The following is an 18,184-nucleotide window of genomic DNA, read 5'->3' as shown; positions in this document are numbered from 1 at the left end:
TGCCGCTTACCGGGCCTACGAATAAGTAGGGCGGGTAAGCGAAGCGCCACCCGCCAAAAGCAATGTCAATTACGCGCTGCGGCGCAGCATGCCCTGCTTTTTCAGCCACACCAGCAGGATCGAAATCGCTGCAGGAGTAACGCCCGAGATGCGGGACGCCTGGCCAATCGACACCGGTTTGTGGTCGTTCAGCTTGGCGATGACCTCGTTGGACAGGCCCGTGACCTGACGGTAGTCCAGCATTTCCGGCAGCAGCGTGTTTTCGTTGCGCTGCTGTTTTTCGATCTCATCCTGCTGACGCGCGATGTAGCCTTCGTACTTCACCTGGATCTCGACCTGCTCGGCCGCTGCAGCGTCTTCCAGGCCCGGCGCGAACGCGGTCAGTTTGACCAGGTTCTCGTAGGTGACTTCAGGACGGCGCAGCAGATCTTCCCCGCTGGCCTCGCGCGACAGCGGCGCTGTTAAGTGAGCGTTTACTTCGGCTGCGGTTTCCGCCTGCGGATTCACCCAGGTGGTTTTCAGACGCTGACGTTCCTGTTCAATGCGTTCCAGCTTCTCGTTGAAGCGCGCCCAGCGCTCGTCATCGACCAGACCCAGCTCGCGACCCTTTTCCGTCAGGCGCAGGTCGGCGTTGTCTTCACGCAGCATCAGGCGATATTCCGCGCGAGAGGTAAACATACGGTACGGTTCTTTGGTACCCAGCGTGCAGAGATCGTCAACCAGCACGCCCAGGTACGCCTGAGAACGGCCCGGTGCCCAGCCCTCTTTCTCAGCTGAGAAGCGCGCGGCGTTCAGACCGGCGAGCAGACCCTGCGCGGCCGCTTCTTCGTAACCGGTGGTGCCGTTAATCTGCCCCGCGAAGAACAGACCGTGGATGAATTTGCTCTCCAGGGTTGGCTTCAGGTCACGCGGATCGAAGAAATCGTACTCAATAGCGTAGCCAGGGCGAACGATTTTTGCGTTCTCCATCCCCTGCATTGAGCGAACAATCTGCATCTGCACGTCGAACGGCAGGCTGGTGGAGATGCCGTTCGGATAAATTTCGTTTGAGGTCAGCCCTTCCGGCTCCAGGAAGATCTGGTGCTGGTTACGATCGGCAAAGCGCATCACTTTGTCTTCGATCGACGGGCAGTAGCGTGGGCCGATCCCTTCGATCACGCCGGCATACATGGGGCTACGATCGAGGTTATTGCGGATCACGTCATGGGTTTTCTCGTTGGTATGCGTGATATAGCACGGTACCTGCTGCGGATGTTGTGCCGCATTGCCCATGAACGAGAAGACCGGCATTGGGTTATCGCCGTGCTGTTGGGCCAGCACGCTGAAATCAATGGTGCGCGCGTCGATACGCGGCGGCGTACCGGTTTTCAGGCGGCTGACGCGCAGCGGCAGTTCACGCAGACGACGAGACAGTGGAATAGACGGCGGATCGCCCGCACGGCCACCGCTGTAGTTATCCAGACCGATATGAATTTTACCGTCCAGGAATGTGCCTACGGTCAGCACCACGGCTTTCGCGCGGAACTTGAGGCCCATCTGGGTTACAACGCCCACGACGCGATCGTTCTCAACGATAAGATCTTCAACCGCCTGCTGGAAGATCATCAGGTTCGGCTGATTCTCCAGCGCGGTACGCACCGCCTGACGGTACAGGACGCGGTCTGCCTGAGCACGGGTCGCACGTACGGCGGGGCCTTTACTCGCGTTTAGTATCCTAAACTGGATGCCAGCCCGATCGATCGCTTTCGCCATCAGGCCGCCAAGTGCATCCACTTCTTTTACCAGGTGTCCTTTCCCAATGCCGCCAATCGCCGGATTACAGGACATTTGTCCCAGCGTGTCGATATTGTGTGTCAAAAGCAGGGTCTGCTGACCCATACGCGCCGCGGCCATTGCGGCCTCAGTGCCTGCGTGACCCCCGCCAATGATGATGACGTCAAAAGGATCCTGATAAAACATGGTGGTCTGCCTCGCGTAAAGCGGTATGAAAATGGATTGAAGCCCGGGCCGTGGATTCTACTCAACTTTAGTCTTTCGAGAAAGCATTGGGATCCTGGGCTATTAAAAAGAAGATCTTTTTATTTAGAGATCTGTTCTATTGTGATCTCTTATTAGGATCGCGAACCTGTGTGGATAAGTCCGATCTCATAATGAAGATCATGGGGTTAGAAAGGATCGTTTGCTGTGAATGATCGGTGATCCTGGACCGTATAAGCTGGGATCAGATCGCGACTTTATACACAGGTCAAAAACGAAGCTACGGTTGTTATTTGGATAACTACGGGTTAATACGAGCTTTTAACCAGAGTTATCCACATCTGATCGCACGATCTTTAATCGTTTTTGAGTAAATTTTTCCATTCCGCGAGCCAGATCTCGGCTGGATCCTCCGGAATATCATGATCGAGGATGTTGATCTTGAGCGTTTCACCCAGCTGTTTTGCTCCGCAAGAGGTGACAGCGGCTTCAACTTTCTCGATTGCCCCGCAAAAGGTGTCATATTCACGACTGCCGATCCCCACCGCGCCAAAACGGACGTTTGACAGGTCAGGCTGCTGTTCCAGCAGTTCGTCATAGAAAGGTTGCAGGTTATCGGGCAGATCGCCTGCGCCGTGCGTGGAGGTGATCAGCAGCCAGACCCCGTCAGTCGGGAGATCTTCAAGCAACGGGCCGTGCAGGGTTTCCGTAGAAAAGCCTGCCTCATCCAGCTTTTCAGCCAGGTGTTCCGCAACGTATTCCGCACCACCAAGAGTGCTGCCGCTGATAAGGGTAATGTCCGCCATTGATCGCTCGCCCAGATAAAGAGACGGCCATTGTACGCTGTGAACGAGCTGGGATCTACCTGTGGAAAATGTGGGAATGAATTTGCCCGATCACGGGCGGATGGTACGCATGATCGGGTTTTGCAGGGAGATCAGCGTCTCGGTGGACTGAATTTCATCGATTGTTTGGATCTTGTTGATAAGTACCTGCTGGAGCGCGTCGATGGATCGGCACATGACTTTAATAAAGATGCTGTAGTGCCCGGTGGTGTAATACGCCTCGGTGACTTCATCCAGCGCGTTCAGCTTCGCCAGGGCGGAAGGGTAGTCTTTGGCGCTTTTCAGGATGATGCCGATGAAGCAGCAGACGTCATAACCCAGATGTTTAGGACTGACGTCTATGCGCGCGCCGGTAATGATCCCCGCCTGCTTCATCTTCTCTACGCGAACGTGAATGGTTCCCGGGCTGACGCCAAACTGTTTTGCCAGTTCGGCATAGGCAGTACGGGCATTGGCCATCAATGCCTCCAGAATGCCGCGGTCGAGATTGTCGATCTGATAATTTTCCATAGCTTTTTCTTATGAAGATTAATGAATCTCTCTATTCTAGCGCCTGATTTTAGCGAATCAAAAGTGAAGATGGCTTTTTGTTGAATGGTTATTGAATAAGGTGCCATTTCTGTTGCTTAATCAATAGCAACAGGACGCAGGAGTATAAATAATGAAAACCGCTTACATCGCAAAACAACGCCAGATCAGTTTCGTTAAATCCCATTTTTCCCGCCAGCTGGAAGAGAAGCTTGGGCTGATTGAAGTTCAGGCACCTATTCTCAGCCGTGTGGGTGATGGGACGCAGGATAACCTGTCTGGATGCGAAAAAGCGGTACAGGTAAAAGTGAAAACACTGCCAGACGCCCAGTTCGAAGTGGTTCATTCCCTGGCGAAGTGGAAGCGTCAAACCCTGGGACAACACGACTTCAGCGCGGGTGAAGGGCTTTACACGCACATGAAAGCCCTTCGCCCCGATGAAGACCGCCTCTCGCCTATTCATTCCGTTTACGTCGACCAGTGGGACTGGGAACGCGTGATGGGGGATGGCGAGCGCCACGTCGGCACGCTGAAATCCACCGTTGAGGCGATCTACGCCGGGATCAAAGCAACCGAAGCCGCCGTAAGCAAAGAGTTTGGCCTGGCACCGTTCCTGCCGGAAACGATCCACTTTGTTCACAGCCAGGAATTACTGACCCGCTTCCCGGATCTTGATGCCAAAGGGCGTGAGCGTGCGATCGCCAAGGAATTAGGAGCCGTATTCCTGATCGGTATCGGCGGGAAGCTGTCTGATGGCAAACGTCACGACGTTCGTGCGCCGGATTATGATGACTGGAGCACCGCGGGTGAAGGCGACTTTGCCGGGCTGAACGGGGATATTCTGGTCTGGAACCCGGTGCTGGAAGACGCATTCGAGCTCTCTTCAATGGGTATCCGCGTGGATGCTGACGCGCTGAAGCGCCAGCTGGCGACCACCGGCGATGAAGATCGCCTCAAACTGGAGTGGCACCAGGCGCTGCTGCGCGGGGAAATGCCGCAGACGATTGGTGGCGGTATCGGCCAGTCCCGCCTGACCATGCTGCTCCTGCAATTACCCCATATCGGTCAGGTTCAGTGTGGCGTCTGGCCGCAGCAGGTACGCGAAAGCGTCGGCTCTCTTCTGTAATTAACGCTGCCAGCGTCTGAGCAGGCGGCTACGCAGCCCGGTATCAAAGCGCCAGATATGATCGAAGATGCGCATGATGCCGGGTTTTCCATGGGCGGACATCGCCACCGCATGGAAACGGTGCTGATGCACCCGCTGTAATTCCTTCACCTTATTGACCACGTCATCCGGCAGCCGCTGTGCGATAAAATCAGAAATCACCACCGCGTCGGCGTCGTACCAGTCGCCGCCCTGCATACGCTCCACGATGCTGCGAAAGCAGCTGGCCAGATCCGTGCCGCCGCGAAAACGCTGGCTCAGGAAGCGGATTGCCTGCTCGATACCCTGCTGGTTCGTAAGCTCATAGCCCACCACCTCGCTGGAGAACAGCATGATGAAGCAGCGACGGCGGTCGGCGAGCGCCACGCGCATCAGCGCCAGACAGAACGCCTTTGCGCACTGCTCGTTAAACCCGCCCATCGATCCGGACGTATCCACGCAAACAATGAACGGCCCGCGCGGCTGTTCATCAAAATCCTGATGGATGACCGGCCGCTGGCTCAGCTTCTCGCGCCAGGCTTCGCCGTGCAGGCGGTAGGTGAGAAGCTGTTTCTCCACCAGCCGACGGTAAAACTCATACTCCAGCTCGGTCATGCCCAGCGTGCTTAACTCGGTGGGCAGCAGTCGCAGAATGTCGTCGCTCTGCTGGAGGCCGTCGACCTGCTCCGGTACGGTAGCCGGTTCGCGCACCAGGGTGCGGAAGGTTTCCATCGGGGCATCTTTCTTTGGGACCGACTTTGCCTCCCTTGAGCGCCCCAGCTGCTCTGCAAGCTTCATCAGCTCGGGCTGCTGCGCCAGAAAATCGCCATATTTGACGATCAGCTGGTAATCCCCGCGTCGGAGCTGACCGGCGCTCATGTCCCAGAGACGACCGGCGGCGTTTTCATTCTCCACCAGCACCTGTTCGAGCTGGCCGCTCAGGGTCATACGTTCCTGTACTTCACTGAGCAGCTGTTCGCGCTCTTCGTCCAGCAGCTGCTGGTTTAGCGTCGTGGCCTGAACCACCAGGCTGAGGCGCCAGCGCTGTAAAAAGAGGGTATGCAGGGCGGGAGTAAAGGTGGCGTTATCCGTGACCAGCGCCCGGGCCTGGCCGGCAAACGGAGAGTGGACCTTGTCGAGCAGCGTCAGGGTTTGCGGGAGCTGGACGATAAACTGCGTCGTGGAGAGCCGCTGGCACTGCTGATAGGCCGAGACTTCCTCCGTCAGCTCCGGCGGAACTTCAGTCTCTTTAAATCGCTGCCGCAGATTATCGCGCCAGCGCGGGAGATCGTCGGTCATCGCCTTTTTGAGCTTCGGGAATTTTTCAAAGAAGGCTGCCAGCTGCGGCGACGCCAGCAGCGTAATGACCACTTCTTCGATCAGCTCCTCCTCGCTGACGGCCAGCATGACGTTGAGCGTATCCAGCGTTAGCATTGACGCGCCTGTTTGATCTGCGCGCTGACGTCCTGCAGGCTGGCTTCGATGCGACCTAACCAGTCGCTATGAATAAAGAGGCACCTTTGCTGCTCGCTAAAGCGGGTGTGCTGCTGGTGCCATTCGGTATCGAGCGCGTCCAGCTGCTGTTTGATCTCTTCCGGCACGCTGTCAGAGGCGGTGCCGGGAAGCGCAAGACGCGAGCCCTGCAGGCTGACGTCGCGGATCACCAGATGTTGGCTGCTGTCCACTTCCATCGTCAGCGGCTGCGCAAAGCCGATCCCGTTGAGCTTGCCGCGGATCTCGCCGCCTTTGTCGAGCCACTGGGACAGCGCCTCGCGCTCAACCGTAATGTGTACCACCTGCATATCGTGCAGCTTGAGCGGCTGCTGAAGCAGCAGCGTTAGCGTCGTTCCGGTCAGATCCGCAGGAAGCTCGTAGTGCGGTTTGCGGGCGAACATGCCCCCAAGGCGATTCACTTTCAGCGCCGTTTTATCACTTTGCTGCTGCTGAAGCTGGATCCGGCGCTGGGTAATTGCACCCAGCTGGTTCAGCATTGACTGCTGGCCCCACGCGTGTCCGGTCATCAAAACGTCAAGCTGCTGCTGCATCAGGTTCATGCCTTCTGCGTCATGCCACAGGCAATCTTTGAGGAGGATCAGATCGATAGGGGCTACGGCATCACGACCGCTGAACAGGGCGCTGGCCTGCAGCAGGCGAATCGCTTTTTTCCAGCGACGGTCCGAGACGTACGGCGCCGAAGGCAGCAGGTCGAGCTGCTGGCGCAGCATGAAGATGAGCTCGAATACGGCATCGGGCAGCTTGATTTTGCCAATGTCCTGCTGCCACTGCTCATACTCCTCATCCGAAACCTGAAGGGATGCGGAGACCGGATTTTCATTTTCATCCTGCTGGCTGACCAGCATCGAGCGGAAGTTGGATTTGTCCTGGACCTTGTCCAGCCACAGGCGGATCAGCATGCGGTCGTACAGCGCTTCCAGGCTGCTGTCGGCTTCGGGCAGTTCGTTTGAGGCGGCCACCAGCAGGCGCATCGGGATTTTTGCTTCGCTGGCCCCGTTGCGGTACCGACGTTCGTTTATTGCCGTCAGCAGGGTGTTCAGAATGGCCGGTCCCGCTTTCCAGATCTCATCCAGAAAGACAATTTCAGCTTCAGGCAGATATCCCGCCGTCAGACGCTCATAGCGCCCTTCATCTTTTAACGCCTGAATAGAAAGGGGGCCAAACACCTCTTCCGGGGTGGAGAAGCGGGTCATCAGGTATTCAAACGCGCGGGCGTTCTGAAAAGCAAACTTAAGCCTGCGGGCAATCAGGCTTTTGGCGATGCCCGGCGGCCCAAGCAGAAACACGCTTTCACCGCTCAACGCCGCCAGTAAACAGAGGCGAATGGCGTGGCTACGCTCGAAAAGGCCTTTCTCCAGCGCGCTGCTGAGGCGGGAAATTCTTTCTGCTAATAAATGTGAGTGAGCCATAATAGTTTTGCATCCTTTCGCCGTCGTGGCGGCTAATTGAAGCGAGTATAGACGTTTCAGTCAGGGCTGGTAATAGACTGAAGTGCGGCGCAATTTTCTTTGCGCTACATTAATGCGGTTGCATTTAGGGGTACGATTTTGCAATGAATCGTGCATACTGTGCGCTTTTTGTGGACCAAGGGACCAGGAACACATTTGTTATTTAAACGAAAAGACTAGTCTATGAGCACTGATAATAAGCAATCATTACCCGCAATAACGCTTGCGGCGATCGGGGTTGTCTACGGTGATATTGGCACCAGCCCGCTTTATACGCTTCGTGAATGTCTGTCCGGCCAGTTTGGTTTTGGTGTTGAACGCGATGCCGTGTTTGGCTTCCTGTCCCTCATTTTCTGGCTACTGATCCTGGTGGTTTCCGTTAAATATCTCTCCTTCGTTATGCGTGCTGATAACGCAGGTGAAGGTGGGATCCTGACTCTGATGTCCCTTGCCGGACGCAATACTTCGGCCAGAATGACCTCCGTGCTGGTGATTATCGGCCTGATTGGCGGCAGTTTCTTCTACGGGGAAGTGGTGATAACGCCCGCGATTTCGGTCCTCTCGGCGATAGAGGGGCTGGAGATTATCGCGCCGCAGCTTGATACGTGGGTCGTCCCGCTGGCAATAATCGTGCTCACTCTGCTGTTTGCGATCCAGAAGCACGGTACGGGGCTGGTGGGCAAACTGTTTGCACCCATTATGCTGGCCTGGTTCCTGATCCTGGCGGCGCTTGGCTTGCGCAGCATTATCGCCAACCCGGAAGTGCTGCATGCGCTAAACCCTTACTGGGCCGTGCATTTCTTCCTCGAATATAAAGTGGTCTCCTTCGTGGCGCTGGGTGCCGTCGTGCTCTCCATCACCGGTGTGGAAGCGCTGTATGCTGACATGGGCCACTTCGGGAAACTGCCAATTCGCGTGGCATGGTTTATTGTGGTGCTGCCGTCGCTGGTGCTGAACTACTTCGGCCAGGGCGCGCTGCTGCTCAAGAACCCGGAAGCGATTAAGAACCCGTTCTTCCTGCTGGCGCCCGACTGGGCGCTGGTGCCGATGCTGATCCTGGCGACGCTGGCGACCGTCATTGCCTCTCAGGCGGTGATTTCCGGGGTGTTTTCTCTGACGCGCCAGGCCGTGCGTCTGGGTTATCTCTCACCGATGCGCATCATCCATACCTCTGAGATGGAGTCGGGCCAGATCTACATCCCGTTCGTTAACTGGCTGCTCTACTTCGCGGTGGTGATTGTGATCGTCAGCTTCGAGCACTCCAGCAACCTGGCGGCGGCGTACGGTATTGCGGTAACCGGTACGATGGTGCTGACATCGATTCTTTCCACCACGGTGGCGTACCGAAACTGGCACTGGAATAAATTCCTTGTGGCGATGATTCTGGTGGGCTTCCTGTGCATCGACGTGCCGCTGTTCTCTGCGAACCTCGACAAGATTGTCTCCGGCGGCTGGCTGCCGTTGACGCTCGGTCTGGTGATGTTCATCGTTATGACCACCTGGAAAAGCGAGCGTTTCCGCCTGCTGCGCCGCATGCACGAGCACGGGAACTCTCTGGAGGCGATGATCGCTTCTCTGGAAAAATCCCCGCCGGTCCGCGTGCCGGGCACCGCGGTGTATATGTCTCGCGCGCTGAACGTCATCCCGTTTGCGCTGATGCATAACCTCAAGCACAACAAGGTCCTGCACGAGCGCGTGATCCTGCTGACGCTGCGCACCGAAGATGCGCCTTACGTTCACAACGTGCGTCGCGTGCAAATCGAGCAGCTGTCCCCGACCTTCTGGCGCGTGGTGGCGAGCTACGGCTGGCGTGAAACGCCAAACGTGGAAGAGGTGTTCCACCGCTGCGGCCTGGAAGGGCTGAGCTGCCGCATGATGGAGACGTCGTTCTTTATGTCGCACGAGTCGCTGATCATCGGCAAGCGCCCGTGGTATCTGCGCCTGCGCGGCAAGCTGTACCTCATCCTGCAGCGTAACGCCCTGCGCGCGCCTGACCAGTTTGAGATCCCGCCTAACCGCGTGATTGAGCTGGGCACGCAGGTCGAGATCTAATCCCTTCTGAAAATGCCGGGTGGCGCTGCGCTTACCCGGCCTACCAAACCCCTTGCCAACCCACGATAATTGTCTCCATATTTCACTTAGCGAAACGTTTCGACGTTGATCACAATTCTGTTACGTGATGATGGTTTTCTGAACATTTCTGGCGCTACACTACCTTCAGCGAAACGTTTCGCTAGTGGAGCAAGAAAATGAAGAAAGGCACGGTACTTAACTCAGAAATCTCATCGGTTATTTCCCGTCTTGGGCATACCGATACGCTGGTGGTTTGCGATGCAGGCTTACCGGTTCCGCGCAGCACAACCCGTATCGATATGGCGTTAACGCAGGGCGTTCCTTCGTTTATGCAGGTACTGGAAGTCGTGACCGCGGAGATGCAGGTTGAGGCGGCCATTCTCGCGGCGGAAATCAAACAACATAATCCGCAACTCCACGAAACGTTGCTTAAGTTTATTGAGCAACTGCAACAACACCAGGGAAACACCATCGAAATTCGTTACACGACGCACGAACAGTTCAAACAACAAACCGCAGATAGTCAGGCGGTGATTCGCAGCGGGGAGTGCTCCCCGTATGCGAATATCATTCTCTTTGCTGGCGTCACCTTCTGAGGCCATCATGGACGCATTACTGCAACTCAAAGGGATCGATAAGTCGTTCCCGGGCGTAAAAGCCCTCTCCGGCGCGGCGCTGAACGTCTACCCCGGGCGCGTGATGGCGCTGGTGGGCGAAAACGGCGCCGGCAAATCCACCATGATGAAGGTGCTGACCGGTATCTACCAGCGCGATGCGGGTTCGCTGCTATGGCTGGGTAAAGAGACCACCTTCAATGGCCCGAAATCCTCTCAGGAAGCCGGTATTGGCATTATCCACCAGGAGCTGAACCTGATCCCGCAGCTCACGATTGCCGAGAACATCTTCCTTGGCCGCGAGTTTGTGAACCGCTTCGGCAAGATCGACTGGAAAACCATGTATGCCGAAGCGGACAAGCTGCTGGCGAAGCTAAACCTGCGCTTTAAGAGCGACCGCCTGGTCGGCGATCTCTCTATTGGCGACCAGCAGATGGTGGAAATCGCGAAGGTGCTGAGCTTTGAGTCCAAAGTCATCATCATGGATGAACCGACCGACGCCCTGACCGATACCGAAACCGAATCCCTGTTCCGCGTGATCCGCGAGCTGAAATCGCAGGGGCGCGGGATTGTCTATATCTCTCACCGCATGAAAGAGATCTTCGAAATCTGCGATGACGTCACCGTCTTCCGCGACGGGCAGTTTATTGCCGAGCGCGAAGTGGCCACGCTGACCGAAGATACGCTCATCGAAATGATGGTGGGACGTAAGCTTGAAGACCAGTATCCGCATCTGGATAAGCTGCCTGGCGAGATCCGCCTGAAGGTAGATAACCTCTGCGGTCCGGGCGTGAACGACGTGACCTTTACCCTGCGCCAGGGCGAGATCCTGGGCGTGGCGGGCCTGATGGGCGCGGGACGTACCGAGCTGATGAAAGTGCTGTACGGCGCGCTGCCGCGCACCAGCGGCTATGTCACCCTCGACGGTCATGAAGTGGTCACCCGCTCCCCGCAGGATGGTCTTGCAAACGGCATCGTCTACATTTCCGAAGACCGCAAGCGCGACGGCCTGGTGCTCGGCATGTCGGTTAAAGAGAACATGTCCCTGACCGCGCTGCGCTATTTCAGCCATAGCGGCGGCAGCCTGAAGCACAAAGACGAGCAGCAGGCGGTCAGCGATTTTATCCGCCTCTTTAACGTTAAAACCCCGTCGATGGAGCAGGCGATTGGCCTGTTGTCCGGTGGGAATCAGCAGAAAGTGGCGATTGCCCGCGGGCTGATGACGCGCCCGAAAGTGTTGATCCTCGACGAGCCCACCCGCGGCGTGGACGTGGGGGCGAAGAAAGAGATCTATCAGCTGATTAACCAGTTCAAGGCCGACGGTCTGAGCATCATTCTGGTCTCTTCCGAGATGCCAGAAGTATTAGGCATGAGCGATCGCATTATCGTCATGCATGAAGGGCATCTCGGCGGTGAATTCACTCGCGAGCAGGCCACCCAGGAAGTTCTGATGGCTGCCGCTGTGGGCAAGCTTAATCGCGTGAATCAGGAGTAAGAAGATGACTACCCAGGCTGTTTCTGGTCGCCGCTATTTCACAAAGGCGTGGCTGATGGAGCAAAAATCGCTGATTGCCCTGCTGGTGCTGATCGCGATTGTGTCGACCATGAGCCCGAATTTCTTCACCGTGAATAACCTGTTCAACATTCTGCAGCAAACGTCGGTGAACGCCATTATGGCGGTCGGCATGACGCTGGTGATTTTGACCTCGGGTATCGATCTGTCCGTCGGTTCCCTGCTGGCGCTCACCGGTGCGATCGCCGCTTCGATTGTCGGCATTGAAGTCAACGCGCTGGTGGCCGTTGCCGCTGCCCTGGCGGCAGGCGCGGCGATTGGCGCCGTCACCGGCGTGATTGTGGCGAAAGGCCGCGTTCAGGCGTTTATCGCCACGCTGGTGATGATGCTGCTGCTGCGCGGTGTGACCATGGTTTACACCAACGGCAGCCCGGTCAACACCGGCTTCACCGATAACGCGGATCTGTTTGGCTGGTTCGGTATCGGTCGCCCGCTGGGCGTTCCGACGCCGGTCTGGATCATGGCTATCGTCTTCCTGGCGGCGTGGTACATGCTGCACCACACCCGTCTGGGCCGTTATATCTATGCGCTGGGCGGTAACGAAGCGGCAACGCGCCTGTCCGGTATCAGCGTTAATAAAGTCAAAATTATCGTTTACTCCCTGTGCGGCCTGCTGGCGTCACTGGCAGGTATCATCGAAGTGGCGCGTCTTTCTTCCGCGCAGCCGACGGCGGGTACGGGATATGAGCTGGATGCTATCGCGGCAGTGGTTCTGGGCGGTACGAGTCTCGCGGGCGGTAAAGGTCGCATTGTTGGGACATTGATCGGCGCACTGATTCTCGGTTTCCTGAATAATGGTTTGAATTTGTTAGGTGTTTCCTCCTATTACCAGATGATCGTTAAGGCAGTGGTGATTTTGCTGGCGGTACTGGTAGACAACAAAAAACAGTAACTGACGACACTACAGGACATCTTAGATATGAACATGAAAAAACTGGCTACCCTGGTTTCTGCTGTCGCGCTGAGCGCAACCGTAAGTGCTAACGCCATGGCGAAAGATACCATTGCGCTGGTTGTCTCTACCCTGAACAACCCGTTCTTCGTCTCCCTGAAGGACGGTGCGCAGAAAGAAGCGGACAAACTGGGCTACAACCTGGTGGTGCTGGATTCCCAGAACAACCCGGCGAAAGAGCTGGCTAACGTTCAGGACTTAACCGTTCGCGGCACCAAAATTCTGCTGATCAACCCAACCGACTCTGACGCCGTAGGTAACGCCGTGAAGATGGCAAACCAGGCGAAGATCCCGGTCATCACCCTGGACCGTCAGGCAACCAAAGGCGACGTGGTGAGCCACATTGCTTCTGATAACGTGCTGGGCGGTAAAATCGCCGGTGATTACATCGCGAAGAAAGCCGGTGAAGGCGCGAAAGTTATCGAACTGCAGGGGATTGCCGGTACGTCCGCCGCGCGTGAGCGTGGTGAAGGCTTCCAGCAGGCCGTGGCTGCGCACAAATTCAACGTGCTGGCGAGCCAGCCAGCAGACTTTGACCGTACTAAAGGCCTGAACGTCATGCAGAACCTGCTGACCGCACATCCTGATGTACAGGCGGTATTCGCCCAGAACGACGAAATGGCGCTGGGCGCGCTGCGCGCGCTGCAGACCGCAGGTAAATCTGATGTGATGGTTGTCGGATTTGACGGCACGCCGGATGGTGAAAAAGCGGTAAATGATGGCAAACTGGCTGCGACCATCGCTCAGCTGCCTGAGCAGATTGGCGCGACTGGCGTTGAAACTGCCGACAAAGTGCTGAAGGGCGAAAAAGTTCAGGCCAAATATCCGGTTGACCTGAAGCTGGTCATCAAGCAGTAAAAGGCGAATCAGGCAGTCGCTGGCTGCCTGAGGGACACCAATAAAGAAAAGTGTGGCATACGCCACCGGGTAATACCGGTGGCGCTCTCAGATGGACAACCCAACCATGAAAACCGCAGGCAACCTCGTCGTCCTTGGCAGCATCAATGCCGATCACATTCTTAACCTTGAATCGTTCCCGACCCCGGGCGAAACCGTCACCGGTAGCCAGTATCAGGTCGCTTTTGGCGGTAAAGGCGCAAACCAGGCCGTCGCTGCCGGTCGCAGCGGGGCGAATATTGCGTTTATCGCCTGCACGGGGGATGACGATACCGGCGAGCGCGTACGTAAACAGCTGGCAAGCGACAACATTGATATCGCACCGGTTAGCGTTGTGGCAGGGGAATCTACCGGCGTGGCGCTGATTTTCGTTAATGCTGAAGGTGAGAATGTCATCGGTATTCATGCTGGCGCTAACGCCGCGCTGACGACGGATCGCGTTGAAGCGCAGCGTGCAATCATCGCCGAAGCCGAAGCCCTGCTGATGCAGCTGGAGTCACCGGTTGAAAGCGTGCTGGCCGCCGCCAACATTGCGCATGAAAATCATACCACTGTCGTACTTAACCCGGCCCCTGCGCGTGTATTATCAGACGAGCTGCTGGCGCTGGTGGACATCATTACGCCGAACGAAACCGAAGCCGAAAAGCTGACGGGCATTCGCGTTGAAAATGATGATGATGCCGCGAAAGCCGCGCGTGCACTGCACGATAAGGGCATCGGCACCGTGATTATCACCCTGGGCAGCCGTGGGGTGTGGGCAAGCGTCAATGGCGAAGGCCGCCGCGTGCCGGGCTTTAAGGTCAAAGCGATTGACACCATCGCAGCGGGAGATACCTTCAATGGTGCGCTGGTGACCGCGCTGCTGGAAGGCAAGAGAATGGATGACGCTATTCGCTTCGCACACGCTGCCGCCGCGATTGCGGTGACGCGCAAGGGCGCCCAGCCTTCCGTTCCGTGGCGAAAAGAGATCGATGAATTCTTAAGTCAGCAGGGGTAACGCTTGGCCACAATGAAAGATGTCGCCCGCATGGCGGGCGTTTCTACCTCGACGGTCTCTCACGTTATTAACAACGATCGCTTCGTCAGCGAGGCGATTCGGGAGAAAGTTGAAGCCGCGGTAAAAGATCTCAACTATGCGCCGTCAGCGCTGGCGCGCAGCCTTAAGCTCAACCAGACGCGCACCATCGGTATGCTGATTACCGCCAGTACCAACCCCTTTTATTCAGAACTGGTTCGCGGCGTGGAGCGCAGCTGCTTCGAGCGCGGGTACAGCCTGGTGCTGTGCAATACCGAAGGGGACGAGCAGCGCATGAACCGCAACCTGGAAACGCTGATGCAAAAACGCGTCGACGGGCTACTGCTGCTCTGCACCGAAACGCACCAGCCCTCGAAAGAGATTATCCAGCGCTACCCTTCGATTCCCACCGTGATGATGGACTGGGCGCCGTTCGACGGAACCAGCGATCTCATTCAGGATAACTCCCTGCTGGGCGGTGATATGGCGACTCAGTATCTGATCGATAAAGGCTATACCCGCATCGCCTGTATTACCGGTCCGCTGGACAAAACCCCGGCGCGTTTGCGTCTGGAAGGGTATCTCTCAGCTATGGAGCGAGCCGGGCTCGCCATTCCTGATGGCTACCGGATCACCGGCGACTTTGAATTTAACGGTGGCTTCGAGGCAATGCAGACACTCCTGACGCAGGCGCAGCGTCCGCAGGCGGTTTTTATTGGTAACGATGCGATGGCGTTTGGTGCCTATCAGGCGCTGTATCAGGCGGGGCTACGCGTGCCGGACGATATGGCGGTGATTGGCTACGATGATATCGAACTTGCCCGTTACATGACGCCGCCGCTGACCACCATTCATCAGCCGAAGGATGAACTGGGCGAGCTGGCCATCGATGTGCTGATCCACCGTATGGCGCAGCCCACGCTGCAACAGCAGCGCCTGCAGCTTACTCCTGTTCTGATGGAACGCGGTTCGGTTTAGCCTTTTCTTTGTGACGCTCTTTAATCAGGTTTCGGCCGTCTTTCGGTTTTAACAGCATAAAGACCAGCGCCGATACCACGGTAAGTGCGCCCATGGTGATAAAGGTATAGTGGAACTGCTCAACGGTATTTGCGCTGTCGAAACCTTCATAAAACCTCAGCACCGCTGCACTCACGGCAACCCCTAAGCTGATCGACAGCTGCTGCGTTACCGCCAGCACGCTGTTGCCGCTGCTGGCGTTCTCGTCAGTCAGATCGGCGAGGGTGATGGTGTTCATCGACGTGAACTGCGTCGACATCGCCATGCCTAACACAAACAGCGGCAGGATCAGCATCCAGACGGGTAACGCGGCGGACTGTAGCGAGAACTGCGCAATCATCAGACCGATAAAGACCGTCACGCCAACTAACGTTTTACGATAGCCAAACCAGCGCAGCACCTGCGTCACGGTGGATTTTGCCAGAATCGAGCCCATTGCCGTGGGCGCCATCATGCAGCCGGCAATCAGGGCCGGATAGCCAAAACCGACCTGCAGCATCAACGGCATCAGGAACGGTACGCAACCCGTCCCCAGACGAGACGCAATGTTGCCCGCAATCCCGACGGAAAACGTTCGGGTGTTAAAGAGCCCCAGGGAGATTAACGGCGTCGGGTGACGGCGCGCGTGACGTATATAAAGAAGGAATAGCAAAATACCGCCGAGAATCACGGAAAGTGCAATCCACGTCGCGACGATCTTCTCGCCAAACAGCTCCATCCCGCTGGAAAATAACACCAGGCTCAGGCCAAACAGGAAAAAGCCGCCCATGTCAAAGCTGCGCCTTGGCGTGGTGAAGTTCGGCATATATTTGCGGGCATACAGCAGCCCCGCAATGCCAATCGGAATATTAATCAGGAAGATCCAGTGCCAGCTTGCCCAGGTGACAAACACGCCGCCGAGTACCGGGCCAAGTATCGGGCCAACCAGCCCCGGCATGGTGACGAAGTTGAGCACGGGAAGCAGTTCGCTTCGAGGGTAAGCTCGCAGTAGGGCAAGGCGCGCCACCGGCATCATCATCGCGCCGCCAATACCCTGTAATACGCGGAAGATGACCAGCTCCGTTAAGGACGAGGAGAGCGCACAGGCCAGCGAACCGAGCGTAAAGAGCGTGACGGCCAGCATGAAAACTCTGCGGGTGCCGAAGCGGTCGGCCAGCCAGCCGCTGACCGGGATCAGCATGGCGACCGTCAGGGTGTAGCTGATGATGGCGGACTGCATCGCCAGCGGGGAACGGTTGAGGCTTTGCGCAATAGCGGGAAGGGCGGTGTTGAGGATGGTGGCATCCAGTGCCTGCATAAAAAACGCCATGGCTGCAATCCACGGCAATCCGGCCATGCTGCGCGCTTTTTTCTTCTTCATTTATTTACCTGCTGGTGGGTGGGCGCGGCCAGCAATGCCTGGCACGCGCTCAGGGCTCGCTGCCCGTCGCTTTCCTGAATGGCATCCACTATCGCCTGATGCAAATCCAGTTTTACCACTTCGTTGTGCGTAATAGAGGTAAAGTAGGTGTGATACACCGAATGGAATAAAGAGGCAAAAGAGGTGAGGAACGGATTGGCGCTCATTATATAGATATGTTCATGCCAGGCCATATCGACCTCAACCCAGCGTTCGCGGTTGAAGTTTTTTTTCAGGAACACCATCTCTTCCATCAACGCGTTAAGCTGCGCTTTTTGCTCTGCCGTTCCTAGCGTGGCGGCAAGCAGACACGCCTGAGGTTCAAGGCTGCTGCGCATCACCAGAAAGTGATCGACGACCTGATGAAAGTTCTCTTCCGTCATCCACCAGGAGAGCAGCTCCTGATCGAGAAAATTCCAGTTGCTCTGTGGCATCACGCGTGTGCCAATGCGAGGACGTGGAAGCACCATACCTTTTGCCGTCAGGGTTTTCACCGCTTCGCGCACGGCGGTCCGGCTCACCCCAAAGTGCTCACCCAGCTCCATTTCGCCCGGCAGGATGCTACCCGGGGCATATTTACCCGCTAAAATCCGCTGAGCCAGCTTTTCTGCCAGCACATACGACAGGTTTTTTTGGGCGGCCAGCTGTTGTGCGCTTAATGGCATCGCGTTCATTCCTTAAAGATTCATGCTGATAATTATGCCACCTCGAATGTGATTGTGGTTGCAGATACATCAAATAGAACAATTTGTAGCTTGATTTCACGTCTATTGGTGAAAAAAAACGCGGATGAAAAGTTTTTTTAAATTTCCTCTTGTCACGTCGGAATAACTCCCTATAATGCGCCTCCACTGACACGGAACAACGGCTTACAGGCCGCCGGATTAGCGGGGTTCAGAGATGAACGCCAACAGAGAAAAGCGAAAATAAACGCTTGACTCTGAAGCGGGAAAGCGTAATATGCACACCCCGCGCCGCTGCGAAAAGCGAAGCGGCACAGCTCTTTAACAATTTATCAGACAATCTGTGTGGGCACTCAAAGTGACATGGATTCTTAACGTCCTCGGACGAAAAATGAATACCAAGTCTCTGAGTGAACATACGTAATTCATTACGAAGTTTAATTCACGAGCATCAAACTTAAATTGAAGAGTTTGATCATGGCTCAGATTGAACGCTGGCGGCAG

Annotated in this window: 15 protein-coding genes; 8 read left to right on the top strand and 7 right to left on the bottom strand. The window is 56.3% G+C overall.

The genetic code is table 11. The features are described from left to right. Positions 1-69: 69 nt before the first annotated feature. From mnmG to asnC, 3 genes are all read right to left on the bottom strand, one after another. Complete coding sequence (gene mnmG / locus ACMWKK_RS21555) at positions 70-1,959, bottom strand: tRNA uridine-5-carboxymethylaminomethyl(34) synthesis enzyme MnmG (RefSeq protein WP_406542927.1); 1,890 nt, start codon at positions 1,957-1,959, stop codon at positions 70-72. Positions 1,960-2,333: 374 nt separating this feature from the next. After that, entirely contained in the window at positions 2,334-2,783 is a 450-nt protein-coding gene (mioC, locus tag ACMWKK_RS21550; protein WP_045331222.1) for an FMN-binding protein MioC, read from the bottom strand. A gap of 90 nt (positions 2,784-2,873) precedes the next feature. Beyond that, the gene (gene asnC / locus ACMWKK_RS21545) at positions 2,874-3,332 is read right to left on the bottom strand and encodes a transcriptional regulator AsnC (RefSeq protein WP_023333916.1); all 459 of its coding nucleotides are present in this window, start codon (positions 3,330-3,332) and stop codon (positions 2,874-2,876) included. A gap of 151 nt (positions 3,333-3,483) precedes the next feature. Here asnC and asnA point away from each other — a divergent pair, with 151 nt between their 5' ends. Beyond that, positions 3,484-4,476: an aspartate--ammonia ligase gene (asnA, locus tag ACMWKK_RS21540; RefSeq protein WP_045331225.1), complete on the top strand. Its 993-nt coding sequence runs from the start codon at positions 3,484-3,486 to the stop codon at positions 4,474-4,476. Here the strand turns inward: asnA and viaA are convergent, their stop codons facing one another. Both viaA and ravA read right to left on the bottom strand, forming a co-directional pair. Continuing rightward, positions 4,477-5,928, bottom strand: a complete 1,452-nt coding sequence (viaA, locus tag ACMWKK_RS21535; protein WP_112780348.1) for an ATPase RavA stimulator ViaA — start codon at positions 5,926-5,928, stop codon at positions 4,477-4,479. Beyond that, positions 5,922-7,418: an ATPase RavA gene (ravA, locus tag ACMWKK_RS21530; protein WP_112780347.1), complete on the bottom strand. Its 1,497-nt coding sequence runs from the start codon at positions 7,416-7,418 to the stop codon at positions 5,922-5,924. The genes viaA and ravA overlap by 7 nt, the downstream gene beginning before the upstream one ends. Positions 7,419-7,640: 222 nt before the next feature. Between ravA and kup the strand changes: the two genes are divergently transcribed. The 7 genes from kup (at position 7,641) to rbsR (ending at position 15,559) form a co-directional block, all read left to right on the top strand. Next, positions 7,641-9,509, top strand: a complete 1,869-nt coding sequence (gene kup / locus ACMWKK_RS21525; RefSeq protein WP_032644282.1) for a low affinity potassium transporter Kup — start codon at positions 7,641-7,643, stop codon at positions 9,507-9,509. A 197-nt stretch (positions 9,510-9,706) separates the two neighbouring features. Continuing rightward, positions 9,707-10,126: a D-ribose pyranase gene (rbsD, locus tag ACMWKK_RS21520; RefSeq protein WP_112780346.1), complete on the top strand. Its 420-nt coding sequence runs from the start codon at positions 9,707-9,709 to the stop codon at positions 10,124-10,126. 7 nt (positions 10,127-10,133) lie between these two features. Beyond that, positions 10,134-11,639, top strand: a complete 1,506-nt coding sequence (rbsA, locus tag ACMWKK_RS21515; protein ID WP_045331232.1) for a ribose ABC transporter ATP-binding protein RbsA — start codon at positions 10,134-10,136, stop codon at positions 11,637-11,639. 4 nt (positions 11,640-11,643) lie between these two features. Next, positions 11,644-12,609 carry a ribose ABC transporter permease gene (gene rbsC / locus ACMWKK_RS21510; protein ID WP_006808742.1) on the top strand — a complete coding sequence of 322 codons (966 nt, stop codon included), beginning with the start codon at positions 11,644-11,646 and terminating at the stop codon, positions 12,607-12,609. A 27-nt stretch (positions 12,610-12,636) separates the two neighbouring features. Then, positions 12,637-13,527, top strand: a complete 891-nt coding sequence (rbsB, locus tag ACMWKK_RS21505) for a ribose ABC transporter substrate-binding protein RbsB (RefSeq protein ID WP_008503498.1) — start codon at positions 12,637-12,639, stop codon at positions 13,525-13,527. A gap of 106 nt (positions 13,528-13,633) precedes the next feature. Beyond that, positions 13,634-14,563 (top strand): ribokinase, encoded by a 930-nt coding sequence (rbsK, locus tag ACMWKK_RS21500; protein WP_112780370.1) that lies wholly within the window; start codon positions 13,634-13,636, stop codon positions 14,561-14,563. Positions 14,564-14,566: 3 nt separating this feature from the next. After that, complete coding sequence (gene rbsR / locus ACMWKK_RS21495; protein ID WP_072265588.1) at positions 14,567-15,559, top strand: ribose operon transcriptional repressor RbsR; 993 nt, start codon at positions 14,567-14,569, stop codon at positions 15,557-15,559. Here rbsR and mdtD read toward each other — a convergent pair. Then, the gene (mdtD, locus tag ACMWKK_RS21490; protein ID WP_112780344.1) at positions 15,525-16,958 is read right to left on the bottom strand and encodes a multidrug transporter subunit MdtD; all 1,434 of its coding nucleotides are present in this window, start codon (positions 16,956-16,958) and stop codon (positions 15,525-15,527) included. The two genes, rbsR and mdtD, sit on opposite strands and share 35 nt — an antisense overlap. Beyond that, complete coding sequence (locus ACMWKK_RS21485) at positions 16,955-17,662, bottom strand: FadR/GntR family transcriptional regulator (RefSeq protein ID WP_045331236.1); 708 nt, start codon at positions 17,660-17,662, stop codon at positions 16,955-16,957. The genes mdtD and ACMWKK_RS21485 overlap by 4 nt, the downstream gene beginning before the upstream one ends. Positions 17,663-18,184: the final 522 nt, after the last annotated feature.

Source organism: Enterobacter sp. 01-M-03-SI-ECC, assembly GCF_047530215.1.
In the GTDB taxonomy this organism is placed as follows: domain Bacteria; phylum Pseudomonadota; class Gammaproteobacteria; order Enterobacterales; family Enterobacteriaceae; genus Enterobacter; species Enterobacter chengduensis.
The sequence above is the reverse complement of the archived record's forward strand: the minus strand, read 5'-3'. Positions and strand labels throughout refer to the sequence as shown.

Coding starts and splice junctions, on each gene's coding strand:
- mnmG (WP_406542927.1), bottom strand. CDS start 1,959: ATGTTTTATCAGGATCCTTTTGACGTCATCATCATTGGCGGGGGTCAC.
- mioC (WP_045331222.1), bottom strand. CDS start 2,783: ATGGCGGACATTACCCTTATCAGCGGCAGCACTCTTGGTGGTGCGGAA.
- asnC (WP_023333916.1), bottom strand. CDS start 3,332: ATGGAAAATTATCAGATCGACAATCTCGACCGCGGCATTCTGGAGGCA.
- asnA (WP_045331225.1), top strand. CDS start 3,484: ATGAAAACCGCTTACATCGCAAAACAACGCCAGATCAGTTTCGTTAAA.
- viaA (WP_112780348.1), bottom strand. CDS start 5,928: ATGCTAACGCTGGATACGCTCAACGTCATGCTGGCCGTCAGCGAGGAG.
- ravA (WP_112780347.1), bottom strand. CDS start 7,418: ATGGCTCACTCACATTTATTAGCAGAAAGAATTTCCCGCCTCAGCAGC.
- kup (WP_032644282.1), top strand. CDS start 7,641: ATGAGCACTGATAATAAGCAATCATTACCCGCAATAACGCTTGCGGCG.
- rbsD (WP_112780346.1), top strand. CDS start 9,707: ATGAAGAAAGGCACGGTACTTAACTCAGAAATCTCATCGGTTATTTCC.
- rbsA (WP_045331232.1), top strand. CDS start 10,134: ATGGACGCATTACTGCAACTCAAAGGGATCGATAAGTCGTTCCCGGGC.
- rbsC (WP_006808742.1), top strand. CDS start 11,644: ATGACTACCCAGGCTGTTTCTGGTCGCCGCTATTTCACAAAGGCGTGG.
- rbsB (WP_008503498.1), top strand. CDS start 12,637: ATGAACATGAAAAAACTGGCTACCCTGGTTTCTGCTGTCGCGCTGAGC.
- rbsK (WP_112780370.1), top strand. CDS start 13,634: ATGAAAACCGCAGGCAACCTCGTCGTCCTTGGCAGCATCAATGCCGAT.
- mdtD (WP_112780344.1), bottom strand. CDS start 16,958: ATGAAGAAGAAAAAAGCGCGCAGCATGGCCGGATTGCCGTGGATTGCA.
- ACMWKK_RS21485 (WP_045331236.1), bottom strand. CDS start 17,662: ATGCCATTAAGCGCACAACAGCTGGCCGCCCAAAAAAACCTGTCGTAT.